The sequence below is a fragment of the Desulfomarina profundi genome (genome assembly GCF_019703855.1).
Classification (GTDB): Bacteria; Desulfobacterota; Desulfobulbia; order Desulfobulbales; family Desulfocapsaceae; genus Desulfomarina; species Desulfomarina profundi.
The window spans coordinates 1,075,258-1,097,951 of the sequence record NZ_AP024086.1 but is presented as its reverse complement, the minus strand read 5'-3'; the positions used below and the strand labels follow the sequence as shown (position 1 = coordinate 1,097,951).

General features: G+C 45.6%; 22 protein-coding genes and 1 pseudogene. 11 read left to right on the top strand and 12 right to left on the bottom strand.

What is annotated here, in order from left to right; translation table 11 throughout:
• The first annotated feature begins 392 nt into the window (after window positions 1-392).
• Together LO777_RS05120 and LO777_RS20415 are read left to right on the top strand one after the other, a co-directional pair.
• Complete coding sequence (locus LO777_RS05120) at window positions 393-1,865, top strand: hypothetical protein (RefSeq protein ID WP_228856467.1); 1,473 nt, start codon at window positions 393-395, stop codon at window positions 1,863-1,865.
• A complete protein-coding gene (locus LO777_RS20415) occupies window positions 1,846-2,616 on the top strand; it encodes a septal ring lytic transglycosylase RlpA family protein (protein ID WP_329955660.1) in 771 nt (256 codons plus the stop codon). Before LO777_RS05120 ends, LO777_RS20415 begins: the two co-directional genes overlap by 20 nt.
• Here the strand turns inward: LO777_RS20415 and LO777_RS05105 are convergent.
• From LO777_RS05105 to LO777_RS05065, 9 genes are all read right to left on the bottom strand, one after another.
• A complete protein-coding gene (locus LO777_RS05105; protein ID WP_228856466.1) occupies window positions 2,578-3,228 on the bottom strand; it encodes a phosphoribosylanthranilate isomerase in 651 nt (216 codons plus the stop codon). The two genes, LO777_RS20415 and LO777_RS05105, sit on opposite strands and share 39 nt — an antisense overlap.
• Window positions 3,225-4,001 carry an indole-3-glycerol phosphate synthase TrpC gene (gene trpC, locus LO777_RS05100; RefSeq protein WP_228856465.1) on the bottom strand — a complete coding sequence of 259 codons (777 nt, stop codon included), beginning with the start codon at window positions 3,999-4,001 and terminating at the stop codon, window positions 3,225-3,227. The genes LO777_RS05105 and trpC overlap by 4 nt, the downstream gene beginning before the upstream one ends.
• 145 nt (window positions 4,002-4,146) lie before the next feature.
• Window positions 4,147-5,001, bottom strand: coding sequence for an ABC transporter permease (locus tag LO777_RS05095; RefSeq protein WP_228856464.1), 855 nt, complete (start codon window positions 4,999-5,001; stop codon window positions 4,147-4,149).
• Window positions 4,998-5,852, bottom strand: a complete 855-nt coding sequence (locus LO777_RS05090) for an ABC transporter permease (protein WP_228856463.1) — start codon at window positions 5,850-5,852, stop codon at window positions 4,998-5,000. Before LO777_RS05090 ends, LO777_RS05095 begins: the two co-directional genes overlap by 4 nt.
• A gap of 4 nt (window positions 5,853-5,856) precedes the next feature.
• Window positions 5,857-6,915, bottom strand: a complete 1,059-nt coding sequence (locus LO777_RS05085; RefSeq protein ID WP_228856462.1) for an ABC transporter ATP-binding protein — start codon at window positions 6,913-6,915, stop codon at window positions 5,857-5,859.
• Between the two features lie 140 nt (window positions 6,916-7,055).
• Window positions 7,056-8,117, bottom strand: a complete 1,062-nt coding sequence (locus LO777_RS05080; protein ID WP_228856461.1) for an extracellular solute-binding protein — start codon at window positions 8,115-8,117, stop codon at window positions 7,056-7,058.
• Between the two features lie 342 nt (window positions 8,118-8,459).
• Entirely contained in the window at window positions 8,460-9,617 is a 1,158-nt protein-coding gene (locus LO777_RS05075) for an inorganic phosphate transporter (RefSeq protein ID WP_228856460.1), read from the bottom strand.
• Between the two features lie 8 nt (window positions 9,618-9,625).
• Window positions 9,626-10,270 carry a DUF47 domain-containing protein gene (locus tag LO777_RS05070; protein WP_228856459.1) on the bottom strand — a complete coding sequence of 215 codons (645 nt, stop codon included), beginning with the start codon at window positions 10,268-10,270 and terminating at the stop codon, window positions 9,626-9,628.
• Window positions 10,271-10,335: 65 nt separating this feature from the next.
• Window positions 10,336-11,139 carry a phosphodiesterase gene (locus LO777_RS05065; RefSeq protein ID WP_228856458.1) on the bottom strand — a complete coding sequence of 268 codons (804 nt, stop codon included), beginning with the start codon at window positions 11,137-11,139 and terminating at the stop codon, window positions 10,336-10,338.
• Window positions 11,140-11,305: 166 nt separating this feature from the next.
• Between LO777_RS05065 and LO777_RS05060 the strand changes: the two genes are divergently transcribed.
• The 3 genes and pseudogenes from LO777_RS05060 to LO777_RS05050 all read left to right on the top strand — a co-directional run bounded on the left by LO777_RS05060 (window position 11,306) and on the right by LO777_RS05050 (window position 14,579).
• The gene (locus LO777_RS05060; protein ID WP_228856457.1) at window positions 11,306-12,076 is read left to right on the top strand and encodes a DeoR/GlpR family DNA-binding transcription regulator; all 771 of its coding nucleotides are present in this window, start codon (window positions 11,306-11,308) and stop codon (window positions 12,074-12,076) included.
• A gap of 124 nt (window positions 12,077-12,200) precedes the next feature.
• Window positions 12,201-13,618, top strand: a pseudogene (locus LO777_RS05055) (FAD-dependent oxidoreductase).
• Complete coding sequence (locus LO777_RS05050) at window positions 13,611-14,579, top strand: NAD(P)/FAD-dependent oxidoreductase (RefSeq protein ID WP_228856455.1); 969 nt, start codon at window positions 13,611-13,613, stop codon at window positions 14,577-14,579. The pseudogene LO777_RS05055 and the gene LO777_RS05050 overlap by 8 nt, the downstream one beginning before the upstream one ends.
• Window positions 14,580-14,646: 67 nt before the next feature.
• Here LO777_RS05050 and LO777_RS05045 read toward each other — a convergent pair whose 3' ends face one another.
• A complete protein-coding gene (locus tag LO777_RS05045; RefSeq protein ID WP_228856454.1) occupies window positions 14,647-14,937 on the bottom strand; it encodes a hypothetical protein in 291 nt (96 codons plus the stop codon).
• Window positions 14,938-15,095: 158 nt separating this feature from the next.
• On the opposite strand from LO777_RS05045, the gene LO777_RS05040 reads away from it, so the two are divergent.
• Window positions 15,096-17,909, top strand: a complete 2,814-nt coding sequence (locus LO777_RS05040; RefSeq protein WP_228856453.1) for a PAS domain S-box protein — start codon at window positions 15,096-15,098, stop codon at window positions 17,907-17,909.
• 71 nt (window positions 17,910-17,980) lie between these two features.
• Here LO777_RS05040 and LO777_RS05035 read toward each other — a convergent pair whose 3' ends face one another.
• Window positions 17,981-18,535, bottom strand: a complete 555-nt coding sequence (locus LO777_RS05035; protein WP_329955659.1) for a YbhB/YbcL family Raf kinase inhibitor-like protein — start codon at window positions 18,533-18,535, stop codon at window positions 17,981-17,983.
• A 735-nt stretch (window positions 18,536-19,270) separates the two neighbouring features.
• Here LO777_RS05035 and LO777_RS05030 point away from each other — a divergent pair.
• From LO777_RS05030 to LO777_RS20935, 5 genes are all read left to right on the top strand, one after another.
• A complete protein-coding gene (locus LO777_RS05030; protein ID WP_228856452.1) occupies window positions 19,271-19,780 on the top strand; it encodes a heavy-metal-associated domain-containing protein in 510 nt (169 codons plus the stop codon).
• A complete protein-coding gene (locus LO777_RS05025) occupies window positions 19,777-20,685 on the top strand; it encodes a transporter (protein ID WP_228856451.1) in 909 nt (302 codons plus the stop codon). Before LO777_RS05030 ends, LO777_RS05025 begins: the two co-directional genes overlap by 4 nt.
• Window positions 20,686-20,857: 172 nt before the next feature.
• Window positions 20,858-21,238 carry a 6-bladed beta-propeller gene (locus LO777_RS05020; protein WP_228856450.1) on the top strand — a complete coding sequence of 127 codons (381 nt, stop codon included), beginning with the start codon at window positions 20,858-20,860 and terminating at the stop codon, window positions 21,236-21,238.
• Window positions 21,148-21,657 (top strand): NHL repeat-containing protein, encoded by a 510-nt coding sequence (locus tag LO777_RS05015; protein ID WP_407929119.1) that lies wholly within the window; start codon window positions 21,148-21,150, stop codon window positions 21,655-21,657. The genes LO777_RS05020 and LO777_RS05015 overlap by 91 nt, the downstream gene beginning before the upstream one ends.
• Window positions 21,654-21,740: a hypothetical protein gene (locus tag LO777_RS20935; RefSeq protein WP_407929118.1), complete on the top strand. Its 87-nt coding sequence runs from the start codon at window positions 21,654-21,656 to the stop codon at window positions 21,738-21,740. The genes LO777_RS05015 and LO777_RS20935 overlap by 4 nt, the downstream gene beginning before the upstream one ends.
• Before the next feature lie 281 nt (window positions 21,741-22,021).
• Here the strand turns inward: LO777_RS20935 and tnpA are convergent, their stop codons facing one another.
• Entirely contained in the window at window positions 22,022-22,408 is a 387-nt protein-coding gene (tnpA, locus tag LO777_RS05010) for an IS200/IS605 family transposase (protein WP_228856448.1), read from the bottom strand.
• Window positions 22,409-22,694 lie beyond the last annotated feature (286 nt).

Sequence of the window (22,694 nt, the reverse complement as noted above, 5' to 3'; positions counted from 1 at the left end):
TCCATTCTTGCCAGTATTGAACATGTGGATATTCTATGTAGAATATGTTTTTTATAAGAAGCTTATTATAAAACCAATTATATTCAACCTAAATCCTGCACTTCGGGAATAAAGAAAAAATATTTATACTGTATAAACAGATAGTTATCTGTATCACAGTAGGGGCTATACTACTCACTATCAGAGTGAGATTGTTTTTTCTTTATTCCCTTGCCCTGGGGATTGGCAATTTTATCGAATCTGCTTCGTTATCAAGTGCTTGAAGTATGTTAATACGTCTGCGCCCTTGATGCCTCGCATCTCCGAAAACTTGCCAATTGCAGGATTTAGGTTCAACAAATATACTTACTATTTTCAGACCAGCTTGAGGTCGAAAATTTTCTGGAATAACAATGAAAAGCGGATCATCATACAGCCACTTCCTGCTGCCGCTCATCCTTCTGATTTTTTTTTCCGGCTTTTGGGGCTGCAGAAATGACCGTCAGCTTCAACAGGGCAAAAACAATTGCAAAACCTGTCACTCCATCAACCTTGACAGGGATCATCGAATCGGCTGCACTACCTGTCATGACGGAGACAGTAGCAGCGCCAGGAAAGATGTGGCTCACTTCAATATGGTTCGCCAACCGTCTCATCCTGACCATATGAAAAAGCGTTGCGGCGGATGTCATGAAGATGCAGTGAAAGACGTGCGCCACTCCCTCCATTTCACCCTGAAAAAAAGCACAAACCTTTTCAGACAGGCTTTCGGCTCAGAAATTCAACTGGACTCCTTTCTTGAAACACCTCAACACGATACTATCCAAACAACTCTTGATCTGGCCGATGATCTCCTGCGACGAAGATGTTTCAGATGCCATCCTTATTCCGCAGGTGATAATTATCCTGCAACCCGCAGGGGAACAGGATGTGCCGCGTGCCACCTCCAGCGTGAAAACGACAGTTTCTCCCATATTTTCAGCAGTCCATCTGATAAAAACTGCTTGTCCTGTCATTATGGCAACAGGGTCGGTGCCGATTATTACGGCCGGTTTGAACATGATTTCAACAATGAATATCGTACCCCGTACAAAACAGATGATCCTCAACCAAGACCCTATGGTCTTGAATTCCACCAGCTACAGCCTGATATTCATCAAAAACGAGGTCTGCTCTGTATTGACTGCCATTCCGGTTCATCCCTGATGGCCGTAGGTGACCAACAGAAAATCACGACCTGTGCAGATTGTCACTGGAAGACACTGCTTGATAAAACATTGCCACCCAGGATAACAAAAAAGGACAACGGTTATTTTCTGTTCTCTGACAGGGGCAAGATCCACAACCTTCCCCTCCTGCATAACCAGGCCCATTTTCAGAAGCATGACAGAACAAAACTCAAAGCCATATCCTGCCAGGTCTGCCATGCCCAATGGAGTTTTAATGATTTCGGTAAACATTTTCTCCGTTCAGATACAGATGAATTTGAACCCTGGATTTATCTCACCAACCAGGGTAGTTCAGAAATAGAAAAGATATTGACCAACAATACCGATTTTGACAGGGATGAACTGCCTCCGGCTATGACAGACAAGATTACGGGCCGGCAACAAACCGGACTCTGGTACAGGGGATATACCATGCGCCGCTGGCGACCGATTTTGCTTGGCCGCGGCAAAAATGGTACACTCACAACGGTAAGACCTGTACTTGATTACTTTTTATCATGGATTGATGAAGAGGAGGAGGTTCGCGTTGACTCGCAAAAAGCCAACTCAAAACATAATGGACGACGCCCCTATACACCTCATACGACCGGTGCAGCCGGACTCTTCTACAAAAACCGTATCAGCACCTTTCTAAAAAATGAAACCAGCCAGCAATAATTTCAGTCGACAATACGGAGGTAGGCAACATATTTTTCGGATTACATTTTTCCTGATCCTTTTCTGTTCTCTCTGGCTGACAGACCAGGGGGAGTCCGCCACTCGCCGCCATCACACCCAGAAACCCTATGTGATCAATGCCAAACGGTATTATCCCATCCCCTCCGCCTCTGGATTTATACAGACGGGCCTTGCTTCGTGGTATGGCCGAGATTTTCATGGCCGCAGGACTTCCAACGGTGAAATATACAATATGTATTCCATGACAGCCGCCCACAAAACCCTGCCGATGAATACCATGCTGCTGGTCAGGAACCTGCACAACGGCAGGGAAACCGTGGTGCGGGTCAATGACCGGGGACCGTTCATTCGTGGAAGAATTATTGACCTGAGTTATAAGGCCGCCAAAAAAATAGGCTTGGTAAGTGAAGGGGTTGCCAGGGTCAAAATTGTTGCTTTGTCTGAAAAAAGATCTTCATATCCTGATTTCAATTCCGGAGAATTCTATGTGCAGATTGGCGCCTTTGCCCACAAGATTAATGCCTTGAAACTGCAGAAAAGGTTTACCGACGCTGGGCATACAACGGTAATCCAGAAATACTATGGCCCCCTGTCGATACTCTACCGGGTCCAGGTTTATGTGGGAGCAACCCTGAAAAATGCAAAGAGAGCCGAAAAAGCCCTGCATGATTATGGATACAAGGGGCGTTTATCATCGCCCGCTGACTATCTGCCCCATTACCTGTTTTAATAACTGATGATCTTTTATCCCCGGCGCACTCTCCACACCTGAATTGAGATCTACAGCATAAGGATTTACCGAAGCTATTGCAGCACCGATATTTTCTCTATTCAATCCTCCGGCAAGCACAACAGGAAGACGTAAAACCAGTCTTCTGATTATGGACCAGTCAAATGTTTTCCCCGTTCCTCCCTTCTCCCCCTTGACCCAGGTATCCAGAAGAAAGCCGTCCACACAGTCTTCATAGGGAGTAAAATTCTCCATCACGGATAATTCCCCCACCCGGAAGGCCTTTAACAGTTTAACGTGGGGAAGATTCTCCCTGAGCTGCTCACAGTAGTGTACCGACTCTTCACCATGAAGCTGCAGATGGGTAAACCCGACCGCTTCAACCAGAGAAACGAGCCGTTCAGGTTTTTCATTCACCACGACTCCCACCCGGTCGACAAAAGGAGGCAGGGTATCACAGATCTTTTTAGCCTGTTTGACAGAGACATACCGGGGACTGGGAGCGTAGAGAATAAATCCAAGGGCATCAACACCATAACGCACAGCAGCTGCGGCATCTTCCAGTCGGGTCGTACCGCACATCTTTACCCTTGTTCTGGAAACAGAATTCACTCTCTTCTCAGCTCCCGTAACAACCCGGAATCACTCCCCGCCCGCATCAGAGCTTCACCAATCAGGGCAGCACTTACTCCAGCTTCTCTGAGACGGACAATATCCTCGGCAGTTCGCAACCCGGACTCACTGACAACAGGAATCTCAGCAGGAATCATTTTTTTCAGACGAAAAGTAGTTTCCAGATCCATGGAGAAATTTTTCAGGTTCCTGTTATTTATACCGATCAGATCAGCTCCGGATTCAACGGCCAGTTCCGTTTCTTTTTCATTGTGAACTTCCACCAGGGAATCCATTCCGTATTCCGCAGCACACAATCGAAATTCCTGTAGCCTCGACAGGTCAAGGATGGATGCTATCAGCAAAACGGCATCAGCACCATGCACAGCAGCCTCTCTGATCTGCACCTCATCTATTATAAAATCTTTTCTTAATACCGGTAATTTCACACTGTGCCGCACCTGCAGGAGATAGAGCAGTGAACCCTGGAAATAATCAACGTCGGTGAGCACTGAGACAGCTGCTGCACCATTTTTCTCATAATTTTCAGCAATTCGAACAGGCTCAAAATTCTCACTGATAACACCCTTGGATGGAGAGGCTTTTTTTACCTCGGCGATAATAGAAACGACGGGAGAGGAAACCAATGCATTTCGGAATCCTCGGGGAGGTTCAATCTTATTTTCTCTGAAAGAAGAGGGTAGTCGAATGCCCTCTTCTTTCAGAGAAGCAACTTCTTTTTTCTTTGTTTCTACAATGGTATCAAGAATCATCGGCGGCAGGCTCTCCGGGATTTTTTAAACGTAAAGGTAATGCTGCCCCAATCCTGCATGATTGAGGTTTTTGCAAATTCGGAGACGCACCTTACCTGTTTTCCAAAAAATCTTCAATGAACCGACCTTCCACCACCAATTGTGCTCAAATTTTTTTCCGGTTGAGTACAAAGCTTATCATCGCAGAAAAGGTGATAAACATGACAATCATAAATGAAACTGCATTAAGAACAGGTGTTGAGCTGAACTTGATGCGGGAATAGAGGTCAACCGGCAGGGTCGGATCAGAGCCGATAAGAAAAATAGTTGTATTGAAATTGGAAAAACTGATCAGAAACGTAACGACAAAAGCACCGATAATAGCTGGGCGCAGAAAAGGAAGAGTGATAAGCCTGATCACCTCCAACCGGGTTGCCCTCAGGCTGAGTGCCGCCTCTTCCAGAACCTTGTCAAATTTTTTCAGTCGTGCGCCAACGAGAAGCATCACATAAGTTGCACCGAAGGAAAACTGGCCAATGACAACCAGCCAGAACCCCGGACTGAGAAACTCCATATCCCAGCCAAAGGTTTCCTCCATATAGGTTCCAGTGTAAGTCGAAGTAAGCAAAATGGAAATACCCAGTACAACTCCTGGAATAACCAGGGGTGCGAGAGCCAGAAAATAGAGCAGTCCCTTGAACCTGAATCTCTCTTCCTCAAAAAGCAACGCGGCAATAGTACCGACAATAGTGGAAAACATAGCCACAAAAAAACCTGTTTCCACACTTGTCCAGACACTCATCATCAGGTCAGGATCCTTGAACAGGCCAAGCCGGTCATCTGTATCGGCAAAAAACCAGTCCAGGGAGAATCCGTTCCATGGCAGAGCAATGAAATTCGAATCATTAAATGCCAGCACACAGATCGTTACCAATGGCATGATGAGAAAGATATAAAACAGTAAAATATAAAGAGAGTACCCAACCTTATATAGACGTGAGCATGGTAATGTACGTATCATGATCCAACCTTCTCAAGTTTTTGTCCCGTCAGTTTCAGGGCTATCCAGATAATGGTCGAAGACAGCATAAGCAACAGAAAGCCAAAAGCCGCACCTTCATTCCAGTTGAAAGTAGCCAGAAATTTGTTGTAAATCTGCTCCGTGAACCATAGAGAACTCTTTCCTCCAAGGATATTGGGTGCAACGTAATCCCCTATCACCAGCATAAATACAATAATGCCCCCTGAAGCAATTCCCGGTGTTGTATATGGAATTACAATCCGATAGAAAATTGTCCATTTTGAGGCACCCAGATCACTTGCCGCCTCGATGAGAGAGTCATCAAGACTTTCCAGAGCAGACATCATGGGAACAATCATAAAAAGCATGGACATATACAGTAGACCGATGGTCATGCTGAAATTGTTGTACAGCATGGGCAAATAAGTGTCTATCAATCCGATATTTATAAGAAAATTGTTTATCACACCATTGTCACTCAGAAGAATCATCCAGCCGTAAATCGTCACCAGCTCCCCTATCCATATGGGGATCAAAAGCAGCAACACCATAAAACTGCTGTATTTTTTTGCAATAACCTTGGTCAGGTAAAATGCTACGGGAAAGGTGACCACAAAAGCAAGAAAAGTAACACCAATGGAATACAATGCTGTCTTGACAAAGGTGAGCCAGTATATTTGATCTTCAAAAAATGCCAGATAATTGTTCAGGGAAAAAATCATCGCTCCCTCATCAGTTTCAAAACGAAAAGAGCGAAAAAACATATCCAGGTGCGGAACAACAATCAGCATAACAAGCCATAAAAGGACAGGTACCAGCAGGAGGTAAAATGTGCCGCTTCTTTTTTTCATATTTTCAATCCCGATAACATTTTAAATCATCACGGTGAATGCCAACCTTCAGTTCTTCCCCCTCCCTGAGGTCTTCAAACTGTGCATTCTGGGGTAGAGAAATGAGAACATCATCATTACCATCAAGGATATTTGCCGATATTTTCGTATTGGAACCGTCAAAAAGGATGGCCTTGACCTTCATATCTATCAGTTCAACATTTTCCAGATCAGGAGAAGGGTTCAGAATGAACGCTTCCGGCCGCATGAAAAGCTTGCGGGGCTGAAAATCGAGTCCGGGTTTGTTTAATCGGCACCCACTTCCGGTAACCAGAATACCGTCCCGATAATCGGTAACTGAGAACTCATTACTTTCACCGACAAATCCTGCGACAAAAGACGTTTTTGGATTCTTGTAGAGATTTTTTGGAGTATCAATCTGCTCAAAGTGCCCTTCATTCATGACAGCAACACTGTCACTCATAACCAGCGCTTCCGATTGATCATGGGTAATATAAATAAACGTGGTTCCGATTTCCTTCTGAAGGACTTTGAGTTCAATCTTCATATGTTCCCTCAGTTTTCGATCCAGTGCACCCAAGGGCTCATCCAGGAGAAGAATGGATGGCCTGAGAACCAGGGAGCGTGCTATTGCCACACGCTGCCGCTGCCCGCCGGAAAGATCAGTTACCTTTTTCTTTTCAAAACCGACCAGTCCTACCCGCTCAAGCATCTCTGTCACCCGATGTTTGACTTCCTGCCTGGGCAGCTTCTGCCGCTGTAGACCAAAAGCGACATTTTTTTCCACATTCATCATGGGAAAAAGGGCAAGATTCTGAAAAACAATATTAACCGGCCGTTTTTCAGGCGGAATACCCTTCATGGATTCGCCACGGATATACAGTTCTCCTTCCGTTTCCTCTTCAAAACCTGCAATCATCCGCAGAAGTGTTGTTTTTCCACAGCCTGATCCACCAAGAATGGAAAAGAACCCGCCATCATCCACAGTAAAACTTACAGAATCAACGGCCGTAAAATCGCCGAATTTTTTTGTGATATTTTTTATTTCCAGAACATAACTCATGCTGATTCCTGAGAAGTGTCAATTTTGAATAGAAACTGAACAGAACCCGGAGCGATAACACAGGTAATGAAATCACTCCGGATAACGATGAAAACTCGCCTGTAATGAAAAAAGTATCCTAAGATCAGGACGCTTTCAGGCTATTTTGCGGCCTTGATTCTGTCCAGGACCTTTGCTTCAATTGTTTCAAATCCTTCAGGAACCGGCGGGTGCCACTTGATGTTGTCAAGCACCTCCGGGGGAAATGATCTACTGAAATTGGCCTTAATATCTTCGTTAAGATATTTTATGGCATCGGCGGAAGCGGTACCGTACCCTTCCTTGTTGGTGAAGTATGCAGCATTTTTTGGTGACAGCATGAAGTTAATCCACTTGTACGCCGCATCAAGATTCTTTGATTTTGCCGGAATTGCAAAAGTATCTATCCATCCCAGCGCACCGCTCTTGGGAGCAATAAAGTCTATATCGGGATTTGTTGCATGCAGACTCCAACCCTTGCCATCCCAACCGGAAATAACCCATGCATCCCCACTCTTGATGATAGCAACCTGAGTATCACCACTGGTCCAGTAATTTTTTACCAGCTTCTTGCCATCAATAAGAGTTTTTTCAACTCTTTTCATCAGAGCACGATAAGCGTTAATATCATTGTACAGGGCAAAAGGATTCTCTCCCAGACCGAAAGCGGTAGCAATCAGCAGTGGTCTTTTCAATCTATAGGAAATTTTTCCGGCATATTTCGGATTCCACAGATCTGACCAGTCTTTTGCATCCGGAGCCATTTTCTGATTGACGATCATACCTGTTGTTCCATAGCAGAACGGTACAGCATAAGCCTTACCATCATAGGCACTGTTTTTCTTAACAGCCTCTACCATTGAAGCAGTCAGCTGACCAGTGTTTACCCTGCTGAAATCGATCGGCTGGTACACCGGGAATTTTGCCTGCACAAAGGAAATCCTGTCCTGACTTGGCTGGGCCAGATCAAATCCTCCACCGCGGGTAGCCCTCAGCTTGGCAATCATTTCTTCATTGTTGGAATAGGTGATTTTGACATCGATACCTGTTTCCGCTTCAAAATCCTTTACCAATTTGGCCGGTGCATAACCCTTCCAGGTCAACAGTCTCAAAGTGTTTTTTGCCACAGCACCATTGGCAATAAACATGAATGCTACCGTACAGATCAATACCAGTTTTTTCATAGTTGAATCCCCTTTTTTATTCAGGTTTTTTTAACGCGTACCCATTTCAGGAAATACACGCCTCTCCACAACTCCATATAGTGTGACTCAGTTCATTTTCTCCGGCAAAAGACTCACACCGGGGGCACTGTAATGAATGAGTATTATAATTATGTTACAAAAATATTATTACTTCTCCTGAAAACTCCTCTGATTGTTACCACAGCTGCTTTGGCCGAACAAGCATAAAGGTTCCTTCGACACCACAGGACAGAACCCGCAACGCGAAATTTTCCTGATTCAGTTGAAGTCAATGCCAGCTGCATCACCTTCTCCACTCTTATTCACGAAAAATAACGCGGACTACTGTTCATTGTCAAAAACTTTGAGGCATATCCTCTCTGAACTGATATAAAAATCGGGATAATCATACCCGCTTCCCAATTCAACATCTCCTGTCCCGGCATCGTATGCAACTATCTCCTTATGATATGTATCCTGTTGAAAAACATTCTGCATGAAAAACAGTGATACCAGACTGATCACACCTGCAAGAATCGGAGTTGTCACCCAGCCACTTGCAATACCGGCCACAGTTCTCCATCGAATCGCTTTCCCCCCTTTTAGTAAGCCAATACCAATAACTGCCCCCACTATTGCCTGGGAACTGGAAACCGGAACCAGGGGGAACGTCGGCAGTTCGTGGTTTTTCAACCATGTTTCAAGGCTCAGGGAGGAGAACAGAAAAAGAACAATGGAATGCGACCAGACGACCACTGCTGCCATGACCGGAGAAAGCTCAAAAATACCCTTTCCCACGGTAAGCATGACTCGCTTTGAAAAGGTGAAAACTCCGATCGCAATGGCTATTCCCCCGAGAAGAAAGAGTTGCCTGGCAGGAGTAAACGTTACATTAAAGATGGTAATATCACTCAGGTCCGCCACCGGCACAAAAACACCCATGACATTGGCGATATTATTCGCACCAAGGGCATAGGAACCGAAAATCCCGGCACAAAGCAGGGACCAGCGGGTGATATTATCAAGCTTGAACATGGGCACAGAAAGATAACGTATGAAAAAGCCGGTGAACAGATAAAGAACTATCGCGACACTCGCCGCCAATACCGGACAGAAGATCCAGGTCGAAACAATCCTGGTCAGGGATGTCATATCTGTAACTGAACCACTGAAGATATTCCAGCCGATAATCGCACCCACTATCGCCTGGGAGGTGGACACAGGGAAACGGGCATACGTCATAAGGGACACGCTTACAGCCGCTGCAAAGGCAACTGTGAAGGCTCCGGCAACCGCATTGACCGATCCCAGTTTTCCCAGGGTATGTGATGCTCCGGCTCCACTGATTACAGCCCCGAGAATGACAAAAATGCTGCAATACAGTGCTGCGGTACGAAATTGAATCATCCTTGAACTGACCGCAGTACCAAAAACATTTGAAGCATCATTGGCCCCGAGAGACCAGCCAAGGAAAAGACCGCTTGAAAAAAAACCAAACATAGTATCCTTTATAAAGAACGCTTGATCACATAAATATTGAGTCTGTCTCCAACATCTTCCGCCCTGTCCGCTATTTTATCGAGATGCCGGGCAAATTCCCGCAGCAGCATTCGATGACTTAAACGAAGCTCCTCTTTTCTGAAAATCGCCCGTTGGAGGCGGGTTGAGATTTTGTCCGATTCAGTTTCCCAGTAATAAACCTTGTCCAGATGGTCGGCCACTGCTGAAATATTTTTAAAAAAAGCACGTACGGAACGGACAATCGCCTCGACTGTCTCACCGACACACTGGATAAGCAGTAGGAAATCTTGGTGAAAATCCTTTTCGATATCAAGATTTTCTATCTCCATACGCCACAGAGCTCCTTTAAAACGATCCAGCAGCGAGTCCATATCCTCCAGAAGTTGAAGAACATCCCCCCTGGATTCGGGAATCAGCGTCCTGGTGTAAAGATATTGCTGGATGGTACGCCTGAGATCGTCTCCGGAATGTTCCACTTCAATTATTTCTGATAATTTCTGCTCAAAATCTTCTCTGTTTCCTTGAAGATAGGCCTGAGCTCCCTGGCTGAATATCAGCCCGGAACGAATAACAAGATCCAAAAAACCATCAATTTTCTGTTCAACTCCAATTTTCTTTTTAAAAATACTCATATCGGCAATTTGAAAACCTAATGGTTTGTAGAACCTGCACCGGTCTTCTGAGAATTCAGAAGAATCTACTGTTCATCAAATAGATATGGCCCATCCATTTTCCCGACCGTCACCGTGTAAGTTATGAGATTCCGATCAGGTGTAAAATAGTGTAGGAGGTACCCGGGCTTCTCCAGATAAAACTCGGAAGGTCGGGTCAGAGTGAGATCAAGCCCAAGTTGAAGCCCCATACTTGGAGCAGTGGTGATTATCGTCCCCTTCCATCCCCCATGGGAGGACAAGTGAATATGACCACAAAGAATCCGAAGAATATTCTGATATTTTTCAATAACATTTCCCAGGATACCTGCCCCGGCAAAGCCATCTTCATCAGTTTCCAGTACTCCAAACTTTACAGGTGGGTGATGCATGAAGACAACGGTCGGCTGCGCAGGTTTTTCTGCCAGTCTCTTATCCAGCCATTCTGCCCTTATAGAACAGATCTCTCCGCCTGGCTCACCGGGAACCGTGGAATCAAGTGCTATCAGACGAATTTCCCTGCCCTCGATAACATAATTACAAAAACCGGCGCTCATTTCCGGACAGGCTCTTCCGCCGAAAACCCTCCAGAGAACTGAACGTGTATCATGGTTACCGGGAACAACATAAAAGGGGCACCGCAGGCGATCCAGCAATCGGGCGGCTCGCTCAACCTCCTCAATTTGGCTGCTGCAGGTAATATCACCCGTCACCAGAACAAGATCGACTGTCGGATTACTTTGGTTGATATGATCTATACAATGGGCAAGATTTTCTGCCGTATGAGCAATTTTATAGGCGTTTTTTCCGGGGCCCGCAATATGACAGTCACTTATCTGTGCAATCAACATGTTTTCACCTCCCTCCTGTCGTATGACTATTACCACACTATTTATGCCCAAACAAGCATTAATATCTACCCAAACCCTATTCTTGACAACAGGAACAAAAAGAGGTACTGGTACATATTCTTAATATTATTTAATCTTTTCTAAGTGGTATTCTGCCAATTTGCCCATGATTCCTGACGTCAGAAGGTCCGAAATAGTTAACATCGTTCGTCGCCAGAAACAGGTAACTGTAGAGGAACTGGCTCAAACCCTGCATATTTCCCGGGAAACTATCCGGCGCGACCTGACTGAGCTGGCCCGCATCGGCAAGGTTCAGAAATTCCATGGTGGAGCGTCAATTCCCACCATCACCGGAGAAGGCCCGTTTCGGGACAGGATGAGCGAAAATGTTGCTGCCAAAGTGGCTATTGCCGTAGAAGCCGTCAACCTGATCTCTGCAAATGAAACCCTTTTTATTGATACAGGTTCCACAACGCTTTATTTCGCTGAACAACTGGCAAGTATTGCAAACCTGACTGTGGTAACCAATTCTGCCGAAATAGCCAGAACCATGAGTCTTTCAGAGTCTCAGATCAAAACATTTCTGCTGGGAGGAGAATTCAATGGAGACAACCGACAAACCATCGGCAGTATGACCATCTCACATATCCGTTCATTTCGTGCGCACCACGCCATCCTGACTATCAGTGCTCTGGACCACAAGACAGGAATTATGGATTTCTGCATCAACGAAGCCCAGATTGCCAGGGCCATGATTGAGCAGGCCGAATCGGTAACTATCCTGGCAGACAATTCCAAGTTTGGTCGTATTGCCTCTTTTGAAGTATGCTCCCTCAACCAGGTGACCAATCTTGTCTGTGATCGTCCACCTGAGGGAGATATCAAAACTGCCCTCACCAAGGCAGGAGTCACTGTCATTCCTGTTTCTCACCAATAAAACGCCCGGTACGCTGAACCTGATAAGTGCCTTGCAGGTTACATCGGTTGTCATTTTTTATGAATTCTGCTTATTCATGCACTTCCGGCTTGATTATTCGGTCGTCTCTTGTTACCATTCAGTCATGAATACTTTAAAACAACAAAATAAACTCACACCTGTTGCTGATGTCGATATTGCCGTCATCGGTGGCGGGGTAGTCGGCTGCGGCGTTGTCCGCCGTCTGGCACTGGAGGGAGCCTCCACAGTCCTTCTGGAAAAGGCGACAGATATCCTTGACGGTGCCAGTAAAGGAAACAGCGCCATCCTCCATACCGGCTTTGATGCCCCTCCGGGATCACTCGAATGGGAATGTGTCCGGAAAGGACACGCAGAATACCTGGAGATACATGAAAGCCTCAACCTGCCACTGCTGAAGACCGGCGCTCTGGTTACCGCATGGACAGAGGAAGAAGAGGAACGGCTTGAAGAAGTTCTTCAAAAAGGTCTGAATAACGGCATAGAAGATCTAAAACTGCTCAGCCGGTCTGAAATCCTGAAAAAAGAACCGCACCTGGCCGGAAACGTGCGTGCTGCCATCCATGTACCGAGGGAATATGTTATCGATCCCTGGTCAGCGCCCCTGGCCTACCTGCTCCAGGCTGTTGAAAATGGGGGTAAAGCGCTTTTCAATGCCGAAGTCACCGGAGGTGAATTCGACGGCAGTCACTGGACATTGAAAACCGCTCGCGGCTGGGTTCGAGCACGTCATGTCATTAATTGTGCCGGTCTTTATGGTGATATTGTCGACCATGCTGTTTTGGGAGACAGCGAATTCACCATCAAACCTCGTAAGGGACAGTTTGTGGTTTTTGATATGGCCGCAGCAAAACTCGTCAATTCGGTTATTCTGCCGGTCCCTTCCGAACGGACCAAGGGTATTGTCCTTTTTCCCACTATATTCGGCAATATGATGGTGGGTCCAACTGCTGAAGAACAAGACAGCCGGGATGATGCTTCAGTAGACAGCCAGACCCTGGAAATGCTCTCGAAAAAGGCCGTTACCATGCTGCCGGCTCTTGCCGAAATGCCTGTAACAGCGACCTATGCCGGTATTCGGCCAGCCACTGAAAGAAAAGAATACAGAGTCATACAGGATTCAGAACGCAACTGGATCACCCTTGGGGGAATCCGCTCAACCGGGCTCACTTCCGCTCTTGGCCTGGCTCATCATGTCCTTGATCTTCTTCAGAACATGGGAGCCCAGTTCGCCGGGAGAACGAACCCGAAAGTCCCCCGTGTACCCAATCTTGCTGAGCACCTTCCCAGGGATTGCCATAAACCCGGGTACGGTGAAATTGTATGCCATTGCGAAATGGTCACCCGTAGAGAAATTGAAGCAGCTCTCGGGGAAAAATCCCGGCAGGCAGCCTTGCGGGTCTAAAACGCAGAACCAGGGTTACCATGGGCCGCTGCCAGGGATTTTACTGCTCAGCACGTCTGGCTGAGCTCACCGAAGATAAATTTGCCAATCCAATAGTGGTAGGAGACGCCCATGACTGATATTCTCAAATCCGACAGGTGGGATGTGGTAATCATCGGTGGAGGTCCTGCCGGACTGGCAGCCGCAACTACCCTGAAAAAATCCGGCATAACCGACATCATTGTCCTTGATCGTGAAAATGAAGCGGGTGGCATACCACGTCACTGCGGCCATCCCCCTTTCGGAATCCGGGAATTTGGCAGAATTCTCACCGGACCTGCCTATGCCAGGCGTCTCGCTGAAAGCGCAAAACGACTCTGTATTGATATCGCCGTGAAGAGTTCCGTAACTTCTCTGAAGCCTGATGGAAAACTGACCATCCTCCGCCCTGAAGGTGAATTGGAACTCCAGGCGAAACGGGTACTGCTAGCCACCGGTACAAGGGAAACACCCCGCTCCGCCAGGTTTGTTTCGGGCAGTCGTCCCATGGGGATATACAACACCGGCGCCCTTCAGGCCATGGTCTATCTCAAGAACAAAATCCCGTTCAGAAAACCGGTTATCATCGGCTCTGAAATTGTCAGCTTCTCTGCCCTCTTCACCTGCAGGAGAGCCGGAATCAAACCTGTCGCCATGCTGGAAGAAAAGAACAGCCCCTCTGTCTCCTGGCCGATTCAATATGCTTCAACTGTTTTCGGAGTACCTCTGCTCCGAAACACCAGACTGTCAGAGATAATAGGGAAAGACAGGGTCAATGGAGTTCGTGTGACCGATGAAAAAGGCAATGAAAGAGTAATGGAATGCGACGGTGTGCTTTTTACCGGCCGATTTATACCAGAAGCAGGTCTAGTGCTTATGAGTCACCTGGAATCAGACCCGGCAACTGGAGCTCCCAGGCTCGACCGATACAATCGCTGCTCCGACAGGTCATATTACGCTGCAGGTAATATGACCCAACACCCGGTCAAGGTGGCAGGAAAATGCTGGCAGAACGGCAAAGCTGTTGCCGAATTGATAAGAAAAGATCTCACAGGAGGTTGAGTCTGAGGTATCACCCTTTTGATTTACGCCGATATACTTTGTGATATCGACCTCGTCAAGTTTCTCTTCACTCATATATTGTTTTGCGTACTCCCTGTAAAATCCCTGGTGTCAGCAGCAGGTCAAAAATATCCTTTTGTGCCCTGATAAATCTGTTTTTACCAGGACCCGGTACCGCATTGGAAGAAAGAACTCTGACAAATTCAATATTCTCTGAAAAATAAATCTCATCACGTCCGATTTTCCGGGCATTCACCAGATATAGCAGGCACATCTCCAACCTGGCTGAGGTTCCTGGGTTATCACTACCGACTGCATTACCATCATGAATGGTAACCTCGCCTTCAACAGTAAACAATGTAATACTAAAATACTTTTTATTTTAAATTTATCATTTTTCATATATTATATTCTCAACTCAACCAATGAACAATTCCATTTTGTGGCAATTCAAAATGTTTTCCGTTAAGCAACAGCCCGATAATTCACCATATTTCCCCAATATGACAGTTTGAAATGCTCAACTCCGTTAAGAACATATTTGCCAGAGCTGTTCCACTTACCATCGCCATCATTATCCCTTTTACCTTTTTGACTGTCTTGATTGTAGGACTTGTTGGGTATCTTTCCTTTATCAATAGCAAAAATGCCGTTAATGATGTGGCCCACGCTCTGCGCAATGAAATAGCAACCCGTATCGAAAACCACCTTGAAACCTTTCTCAACGCACCACGGAAAATCAATACACTCAACAGTAATGTCTTGAAAAATGGTTTACTCAATGTAAATGATCCTGCAGGTATCGAGTACTATTTCAGAGGCCAGCTCCTGGTATATGATTCCGTTTCCAGCATTTATTTTGGTAATACATATGGAGGTCTGGTCAACTGCGGTCGTGAAGGAATCACAGATTCTCAATATGTTATTCTGACGGATGATTTTCGTAAAGGAACCCTCAAAAAATATGCCATAGACGCAGATGGTAATCGTACCAGCCTGATCGTCGCAATCCCGGAATTTGATGCCCGTACAAGAGATTGGTATAAGGGGGCCGTAAGAGAAGGAACAAACACCTGGAGTAAACCCTACATTCTTTTTACTGGACAGGACATGGCAATTGCAGCCAGTCGTCCGGTATATAATAAGGAGCACCAGCTGCTTGGTGTGGTTTCAGTCGATATTTTCCTTTCCCAAATCAGTAATTTTTTACAAAACCTGGCCATTGGCCACCACGGCCAGGCCTTCATCATTGATCGCTCCGGCAAACTCATTGCCGCCTCATCTGGAGAAAAACCTCTCACCGTACCTGCTGTCGGTCAAAAGCCACGGCGATTGAATGGCACTGAAAGTTTAAACCCGACCATTAAATATGCCAACGAATCACTGAGAAAACGTTTTACAGATTATAATCTTATTACCTCAACGGAAAACTTTGATTTCGAAATAAAGGGTGAACGTCAACTGGTACAAATTACGCCTTTAACAAATGCAAATGGTCTCACATGGCTCATTGGAGTGGTCATCCCTGAAGCAGATTTCATGGCACAGATTACCAGAAACAACCGTACAACAATTTTTCTTTCTCTCTGCGCAATTATATTCAGCACCTTGTTTATTTTTTTCATCGCCCAAAGGATAGCTCTGCCAATTTTACAACTCAGCAACGGTGCACTCAATATTGCCAGAGGAGAATGGGGAAACGCAATTCAAGATAAAAATCAATTTGTTGAAATCAGCACTTTGACAAACTCATTTAACACTATGTCCAGTCAGCTCCAGGACATGCTGAGCAAACTCAACCACGAAATAACCGGAAGAAAATTGGTTGAAACCGAACTGCGGGACAGTAAGGAAAAACTCATTGCCATACTTCAAGCTATCCCTGATCCTCTTGTAGTTTACGACAGTAGCGGCTTTCCTCTTTATTTAAACCCTTCTTTTACCGAGGTATTCGGCTGGACTTTGGAAGAACTGGAAAAAACACGTATCCCTTTTGTGCCTGAAGAGGAGAAAAATATCACCGAGAGTAAGATCAAGGAAATATTTAAAACCGGCCAACCTCTCCAAATGGAAACAGCAAGATTAACCAGACAGGGAGAAACAATTCCTGTTCATCTGAGTGCCGCAATAGTTAGAAATTTTTCAGAAAAACACACTGGTCTTGTTGTTATTCTGACGGACATCTCTGAGCGAAAGCAGATGGAAGAGGAACTGAGACACGCCCATAAAATGGAATCCATCGGCACCCTTACAGGCGGAATAGCACATGATTTCAACAATATCCTCAGCATAATTCTTGGCAATTGTGAACTGGCCCTGGAAAGTGTTTCCCATAACAATCCAGCACGCCGGCATTTTGAAGAGATTAATCATGCCAGTCAAAGAGCTTCAGGTATAGTTAAGCAGCTTCTCAGTTTCAGCAGAAAAACCAACCAACATCATATACCGATAAAAATCGGTCCTGTTGTATGCGAAACATTGAAACTTCTTCGGGCGACAATTCCAACCACGATTGAACTTCGAAAAAAAATATGCGAAAACGAAAAAACAGTTCTTGCAGATCCTGTCCAGATTAACCAGATTATTATGAATTTGTGTATTAACAGTTCTCATGAAATTGACCATGAGAGAGGCGTTATAGAGATTTCAGTTGATACGGTTACTTGTGCCGACAAAGGCAATGAGAGCAATCACTCATTACCCGGAAATTATGTTCGCCTGACAGTAAGTGATAATGGGCAGGGAATTGATCCCAAAATAATCGACAGGGTTTTTGATCCATATTTCACGACTAAGGAAATTGGTAAAGGTTCGGGTATGGGGCTGGCTGTTGTCCATGGCATTGTAAAAAACCACGGCGGCACCGTCAGTGTCAGAAACAGAAGCGATAATGGTGTCATTTTCACTATACTTTTTCCAGCAACCAATCAACCTCATGAAATAACAGCAATAAATAACAAAACACCCCGTACGGGCAACGAAAAAATCCTGGTGGTGGATGATGAAGAATTAATAGTCTCAATGACCACACAAATGCTGCGAAGGCTTGGTTACAGTGTCCATGGGACAACAAGTCCACAGGAGGCATTACAGCTTTTGCAGATAGAATCAAATCATTTTGACCTGGTCATTTCCGACATGACTATGCCTGAAATGACAGGTATATCATTTGCTGAAAAGCTCCAAACCATCAATCCTGATATCCCTGTGATCATCTGTACAGGCCACAACCAGCATCGCAACACCACAAACGCTGTTACTGCTTTTTTAAGCAAACCGATACCCATGCACGATCTTGCCAAAACACTCCGGTCTGTTCTTGATAGTTGAGTGAAGAGAGCGGAAGAATGATTGCTTTTCCAGCTGAATGATATTTTCCGACTTGAATATTCAGATTGCAATCAGCGACCGTATCTGGCAGTAAAACCGGCTTTTCCAAGAGAATTCGCATTGATCATAAACCCGATCAATGCAGCGCTTGAATCAGATGGAACATCGATTTTTTCAATATCGAGAGCGTAAATTGTGAAAATATACCGGTGGGGTTTATCTCCTTTTGGCGGACATGCACCACCAAACGCATGGGTACCGAAATCAGTGCGGCCTTGAACAGCACCGGAAGGTAACAGTTTGCCCGTCGGCTCACCGGCCCCCGCTGCCAGTTCAAAGACATTGGCGGGAATATTATAAACGACCCAATGCCACCAGCCGGAACCCGTAGGTGCGTCAGGATCATAAACCGTAATCGCGAAGCTTTTTGTTCCCTTGGGGCTTCCCGACCATTTCAAAGCAGGTGACAGGTTTTTTCCGGAGCACCCGAACCCGTTAAAAACCTGTTCTTCGGAAAGAAAATCACCATTTTTAATGGTCGGTCCTGTCAGAACAAAATTGCCGGCAGAAGCAACAGTCGCGATCAGGCAGAAAATAATCATAAAAATAATCTGTTTTCTATTCATGATTCCACTCCTCTTTTTGTTCCGGGGACCAAATCACCATCCGGTATCAGCATTGCCCCGATTTTTTCAATTACCTTTGCAGTTGTTAACGTCTTCTCCATTTTCACCATTCCCATTCTTCATTATCCCACTTGCATTTCTGGCAAACGCCTACGAGATCGACTAACCAGCTGTTTTATCTAGAATATTTCACTGGTATACCAAAATTCATCAATTTACCGGTAAAGTTTTGATCTGGCTTCAGTTGCATTGAGTATATTCATAGTGATACCTCCTGCAAAACGTACGTCATCAAGACAGTCAAATCAATATTTTCTTTTCACACAACAAGTCATTATCCGGTTTCCCGCGGCCATCTGGGTTTCAAAACAGGGTCCACTTCGCTCGGGCTTTAACCATGTTGAAAATCTCAATCTAAACATTCAGAAAAAACTTAATTGAATTCATTTTCATGTGCATCTTGACCCTGAAGTATACTTTAGGGATTATAGTATTCTAAAAGAGAAAAAGCAGGCCGAGACAAAAACTGCGAACATTGACCCCAAAGTAGAGAACCTGCTGAAAAGAAAGCTTTGCCAGGACGTGTTTCCGCCTGTCAAGGTCCACTCAGCAGCTGTCAGACACCTGCCGTCGTCTGAGCCAGGATGGAACATGAAGAGAAATAAGGGGTAATTGAAAAACAGCAGATTTTTTATATTCCCGGTTCCGTGTATGTCCGTATAAAGGAGGCTGCCAATGTACCAAAAACTCATTGTTGCGATCCTGACAGGAGTTGTACTTCTTCTTCTAACAACTATTGCCCAGTCCCGTGTGGCGGACATGACAGTGACAGTAGATGGCATGTCCTGTCCATTCTGTGCTTTCGGTGTTGAAAAAAGACTCAGAAAGGTAAGAGGGGTAGCAACGGTTGCAGTTGACATGAAAAACGGGACAGCTTATCTCGTGGCCAGGCCGAAAGTTTCCATTCATTACCAGGATGTCCCCAAGGCAATCAAAGAAGCCGGTTTTACAGCTGGAACAATGGTAGTGACAGTCAACGGTTTTATTGAACAAAAAAACAACTCTTTTTTCATACAGTTTGATGACCTGTCATTAATACTTGAACCTGGAAATACCGAAATGGCTGCGCAGCTCAGCGACCTTACAGGATCAGGAAAATCTGTCCTGCTACGTGGTGCAGTAAGCAGGCAAACGGCTGCAAACTGGAGTCTGACTCCGGAATCAATTGAGGGAGGGGGGCCATGATTCACAGAATATCGAAAATGATATCTGTCACCACTTTCTGTCTGCTCTTTTTGAGGGTAGGCATTGCAGTTGCGGCTCCGGTCACCTTCAATACCGCCCTGCCGGTTGCGAGAGAAGAATTTCTCTTCAGGGCACAGGTAAAATTCCTGCGATCAACAGATGATCCATCCGGCGCAGATCGTGAGCTAACAGTCTGGGCTGTCCCGATTGTGGCGGCGTATGGTATTACTGAAAAGCTGGCCCTGTTTGGCATCCTGCCTGTGCTGGACAAGGAAATTAAACTGACTGTCCCTGTCGGCAGAGTGAGTCGCGGTGACGCAGGTATCGGTGATTTTACGGCCCTGACCCGGTATACGATCTGGAAAAAAGACCAGCCCGGCCGTACCCTGCGGCTTGCCCCGTTCATTACCCTCGAAATACCTACCGGGGACGATAACGAAACAGACAGCTTTGGACGATTACCGCAGCCCCTGCAGATGGGCTCCGGATCCTGGGATCCTTCAATCGGACTGGTTCTAACCAGCCAGACACTTGCCCGCCAGATAGACACCTCACTTTCATACACGTTTAATACCAAGGCAAACAACTTCGAGTTTGGTGATGCTGCCCGGTTTGATTTTTCCTATCAACATCGTGTCTGGCCCCGTGTACTCGGGGCCGGAATCCAGGGATTTCTTTATGGTGTACTTGAGAGCAATCTTATCTGGCAGGATAACAACAGGGTCAATGGGGTGGAAGACGGTAACTCCGGTGGTATTACCTGGTATCTGGCCCCAGGCATCCAGTATGTGACAAAACGCACCGTTGCCGAATTTACCGTTCAGATTCCGGTTGTCCAGGATATGAACGGTACAGGGCTTGAAAATGATTTCATCACAACGCTCAGTTTTCGGATGAATTTTTAGTCACCCTAAAAAAGGTTACATCATATATTACCGCGATCCTCCTGTTTGCTGCTGTCATTTACTGGTTCATTCGATGAATATAATCATTGCTGATTTAATAAAAAAATTTATTTTCCTGATATGTTTCCTGTCGTTACCATTTTGGTCTGCTCCCGTGAAGGCCGATGGGAAAATGACATATAATTTCGTCAGGAGCTGGGGGCAGCAAGGATCAGCTCAAGGACAATTCAATAATCCTATAGGCATTGCCATAGCAGGCCGGGAAATTTTTATCAGCGACACCGGCAATAACCGGATCCAGGTGTTTGATCTTGACGGTAAATTTCTTAGAATGTTCGGTGGTCAGGGGAATGGGCCGGGTGAACTTGATCGCCCCATGCACTTGGATATTCACGCAGGCAAGCTCTATGTAGCTGAATACCTCAACGACCGCATTCAAGTTTTTTCACTGGACGGCACCCCCTGGAAACTTTCGGCTCTTCCGGTTCCGGGCCGGAACAGTTTGATGCGCCGGGTGGAGTTGCTGTCGACAGCAACGATCGGTTGTATATAGCTGATTTTTACAATCAGCGGATACAGGTACTGGCAAAGGATGGTTCAAGTGTCAGGCAATATGGCGAAACCGGCAAGATCGGTATAAGGAAAGGCCGTTTTAACTATCCGACCGATGTGGCTCTATTACCCGACAACAGCCTGGTGGTGGCGGATGCCTACAATGACCGCATCCAGATATTTGGAGCGGATGGCAGATTTGTCCGCAAATGGGGAGGTCTGTTTGGGATGAATATCTCCGGCAGTCGTCCAGGCTGGTTCAGGACCGCTACCGGAGTTACTGTCGGACCGGAAAACAATATCTTTGTGGCTGATTTTTACAACCACCGTATCCAGAAATTCACCCGGAAAGGCAAGTTCCTTGCAATCATCGGAACTGAGGGTATCGCCCCGGCCAGTTCAATCTTCCCACTGATATGATTCTGGATGAAAATGGCAATCTCTACGTTGTGGACTTCGGTAACAATCGTATACAGAAATTCTCTATTAACAATTCAAACTGACGAACCTTATCCATTTTATCCCGTTTCCGAAGAAGAGGCCTGCTACTCATCAAAGTTTTACTTTTTCTACAGTTTGAGCGCATGAACTCCCTGGATTTTACGGGGTGTAGTTGAGTAAAAACCAGCCCAGTATTTTGTTATACCTTTTTGGGAATAAGACGTTGAACCTTTCTTCCACTGATATTTAACAACCACCCCTAAAAGGGGTGGATTAAAGACGACCCTATAAGGGTAACCTATTTCCAGAGCTTTAGTTGCTCAATTCGACGATCTTTCTCTTTTTACCATTTTACGTATTTACGTATTCTTTTTTCATCCAAGCCAACTGTGCTTACACAATAACCCTTTGCCCAGAAGTGCCTCCCCCAGTATCGCTTTTTGAGTTCCAAGTGCCTATCAAATATCTTGATAGCACATTTCCCTTTGAGAAAGCCCACCACTTCTGACACCGAATTCTTGGGTGGAATTGAAAGCACCAAGTGAACATGGTCCTCTTGGACATTCATTTCCAAAACTTCAAGCTTCTTCCATTCACACAATTGTCGTAGAATCTCTCCTACTGATTTCCTTAGTGCCCCATTCAGTATCTTAAACCTATATTTGGGGCACCAAATAATATGGTATTTGCATTGCCATACCGCATGTGCTAATTTTTGTAATTCGCTCACTCAATACCTCCTTTACCCTTCCGAGTCGCCAACCCGGATGATAAGGAGGTATTGAGTTTTATTCACTATGATACATGCATAGCTAAGCTGGGACCCACCAGTAAAACTGGTGGATTACTCCTTTATTTAAAATCGGAGCTCAGGTAAAAATAACCGTTCGTAAGGTATGGGTCTCATGCGCCAGCTGTTATCCATACATTGATCTCTTCAATCAGGTGTATCGCAACTTACAGCAGATACCGATGCGCAGCTGAATAAATCTGATTGAAGAGATATGTGGAGGGGG

Coding starts and splice junctions, on each gene's coding strand:
- LO777_RS05090 (WP_228856463.1), bottom strand. CDS start 5,852: ATGAAAAAAAGAAGCGGCACATTTTACCTCCTGCTGGTACCTGTCCTT.
- LO777_RS20935 (WP_407929118.1), top strand. CDS start 21,654: ATGATTCTGGATGAAAATGGCAATCTCTACGTTGTGGACTTCGGTAAC.
- LO777_RS05050 (WP_228856455.1), top strand. CDS start 13,611: ATGACTGATATTCTCAAATCCGACAGGTGGGATGTGGTAATCATCGGT.
- LO777_RS05065 (WP_228856458.1), bottom strand. CDS start 11,139: ATGTTGATTGCACAGATAAGTGACTGTCATATTGCGGGCCCCGGAAAA.
- LO777_RS05120 (WP_228856467.1), top strand. CDS start 393: ATGAAAAGCGGATCATCATACAGCCACTTCCTGCTGCCGCTCATCCTT.
- LO777_RS05095 (WP_228856464.1), bottom strand. CDS start 5,001: ATGATACGTACATTACCATGCTCACGTCTATATAAGGTTGGGTACTCT.
- LO777_RS05035 (WP_329955659.1), bottom strand. CDS start 18,535: ATGAATAGAAAACAGATTATTTTTATGATTATTTTCTGCCTGATCGCG.
- LO777_RS05020 (WP_228856450.1), top strand. CDS start 20,858: ATGACATATAATTTCGTCAGGAGCTGGGGGCAGCAAGGATCAGCTCAA.
- LO777_RS05080 (WP_228856461.1), bottom strand. CDS start 8,117: ATGAAAAAACTGGTATTGATCTGTACGGTAGCATTCATGTTTATTGCC.
- LO777_RS05085 (WP_228856462.1), bottom strand. CDS start 6,915: ATGAGTTATGTTCTGGAAATAAAAAATATCACAAAAAAATTCGGCGAT.
- LO777_RS20415 (WP_329955660.1), top strand. CDS start 1,846: ATGAAACCAGCCAGCAATAATTTCAGTCGACAATACGGAGGTAGGCAA.
- LO777_RS05025 (WP_228856451.1), top strand. CDS start 19,777: ATGATTCACAGAATATCGAAAATGATATCTGTCACCACTTTCTGTCTG.
- LO777_RS05060 (WP_228856457.1), top strand. CDS start 11,306: ATGATTCCTGACGTCAGAAGGTCCGAAATAGTTAACATCGTTCGTCGC.
- LO777_RS05040 (WP_228856453.1), top strand. CDS start 15,096: ATGCTCAACTCCGTTAAGAACATATTTGCCAGAGCTGTTCCACTTACC.
- LO777_RS05075 (WP_228856460.1), bottom strand. CDS start 9,617: ATGTTTGGTTTTTTTTCAAGCGGTCTTTTCCTTGGCTGGTCTCTCGGG.
- trpC (WP_228856465.1), bottom strand. CDS start 4,001: ATGATTCTTGATACCATTGTAGAAACAAAGAAAAAAGAAGTTGCTTCT.
- LO777_RS05070 (WP_228856459.1), bottom strand. CDS start 10,270: ATGAGTATTTTTAAAAAGAAAATTGGAGTTGAACAGAAAATTGATGGT.
- LO777_RS05030 (WP_228856452.1), top strand. CDS start 19,271: ATGTACCAAAAACTCATTGTTGCGATCCTGACAGGAGTTGTACTTCTT.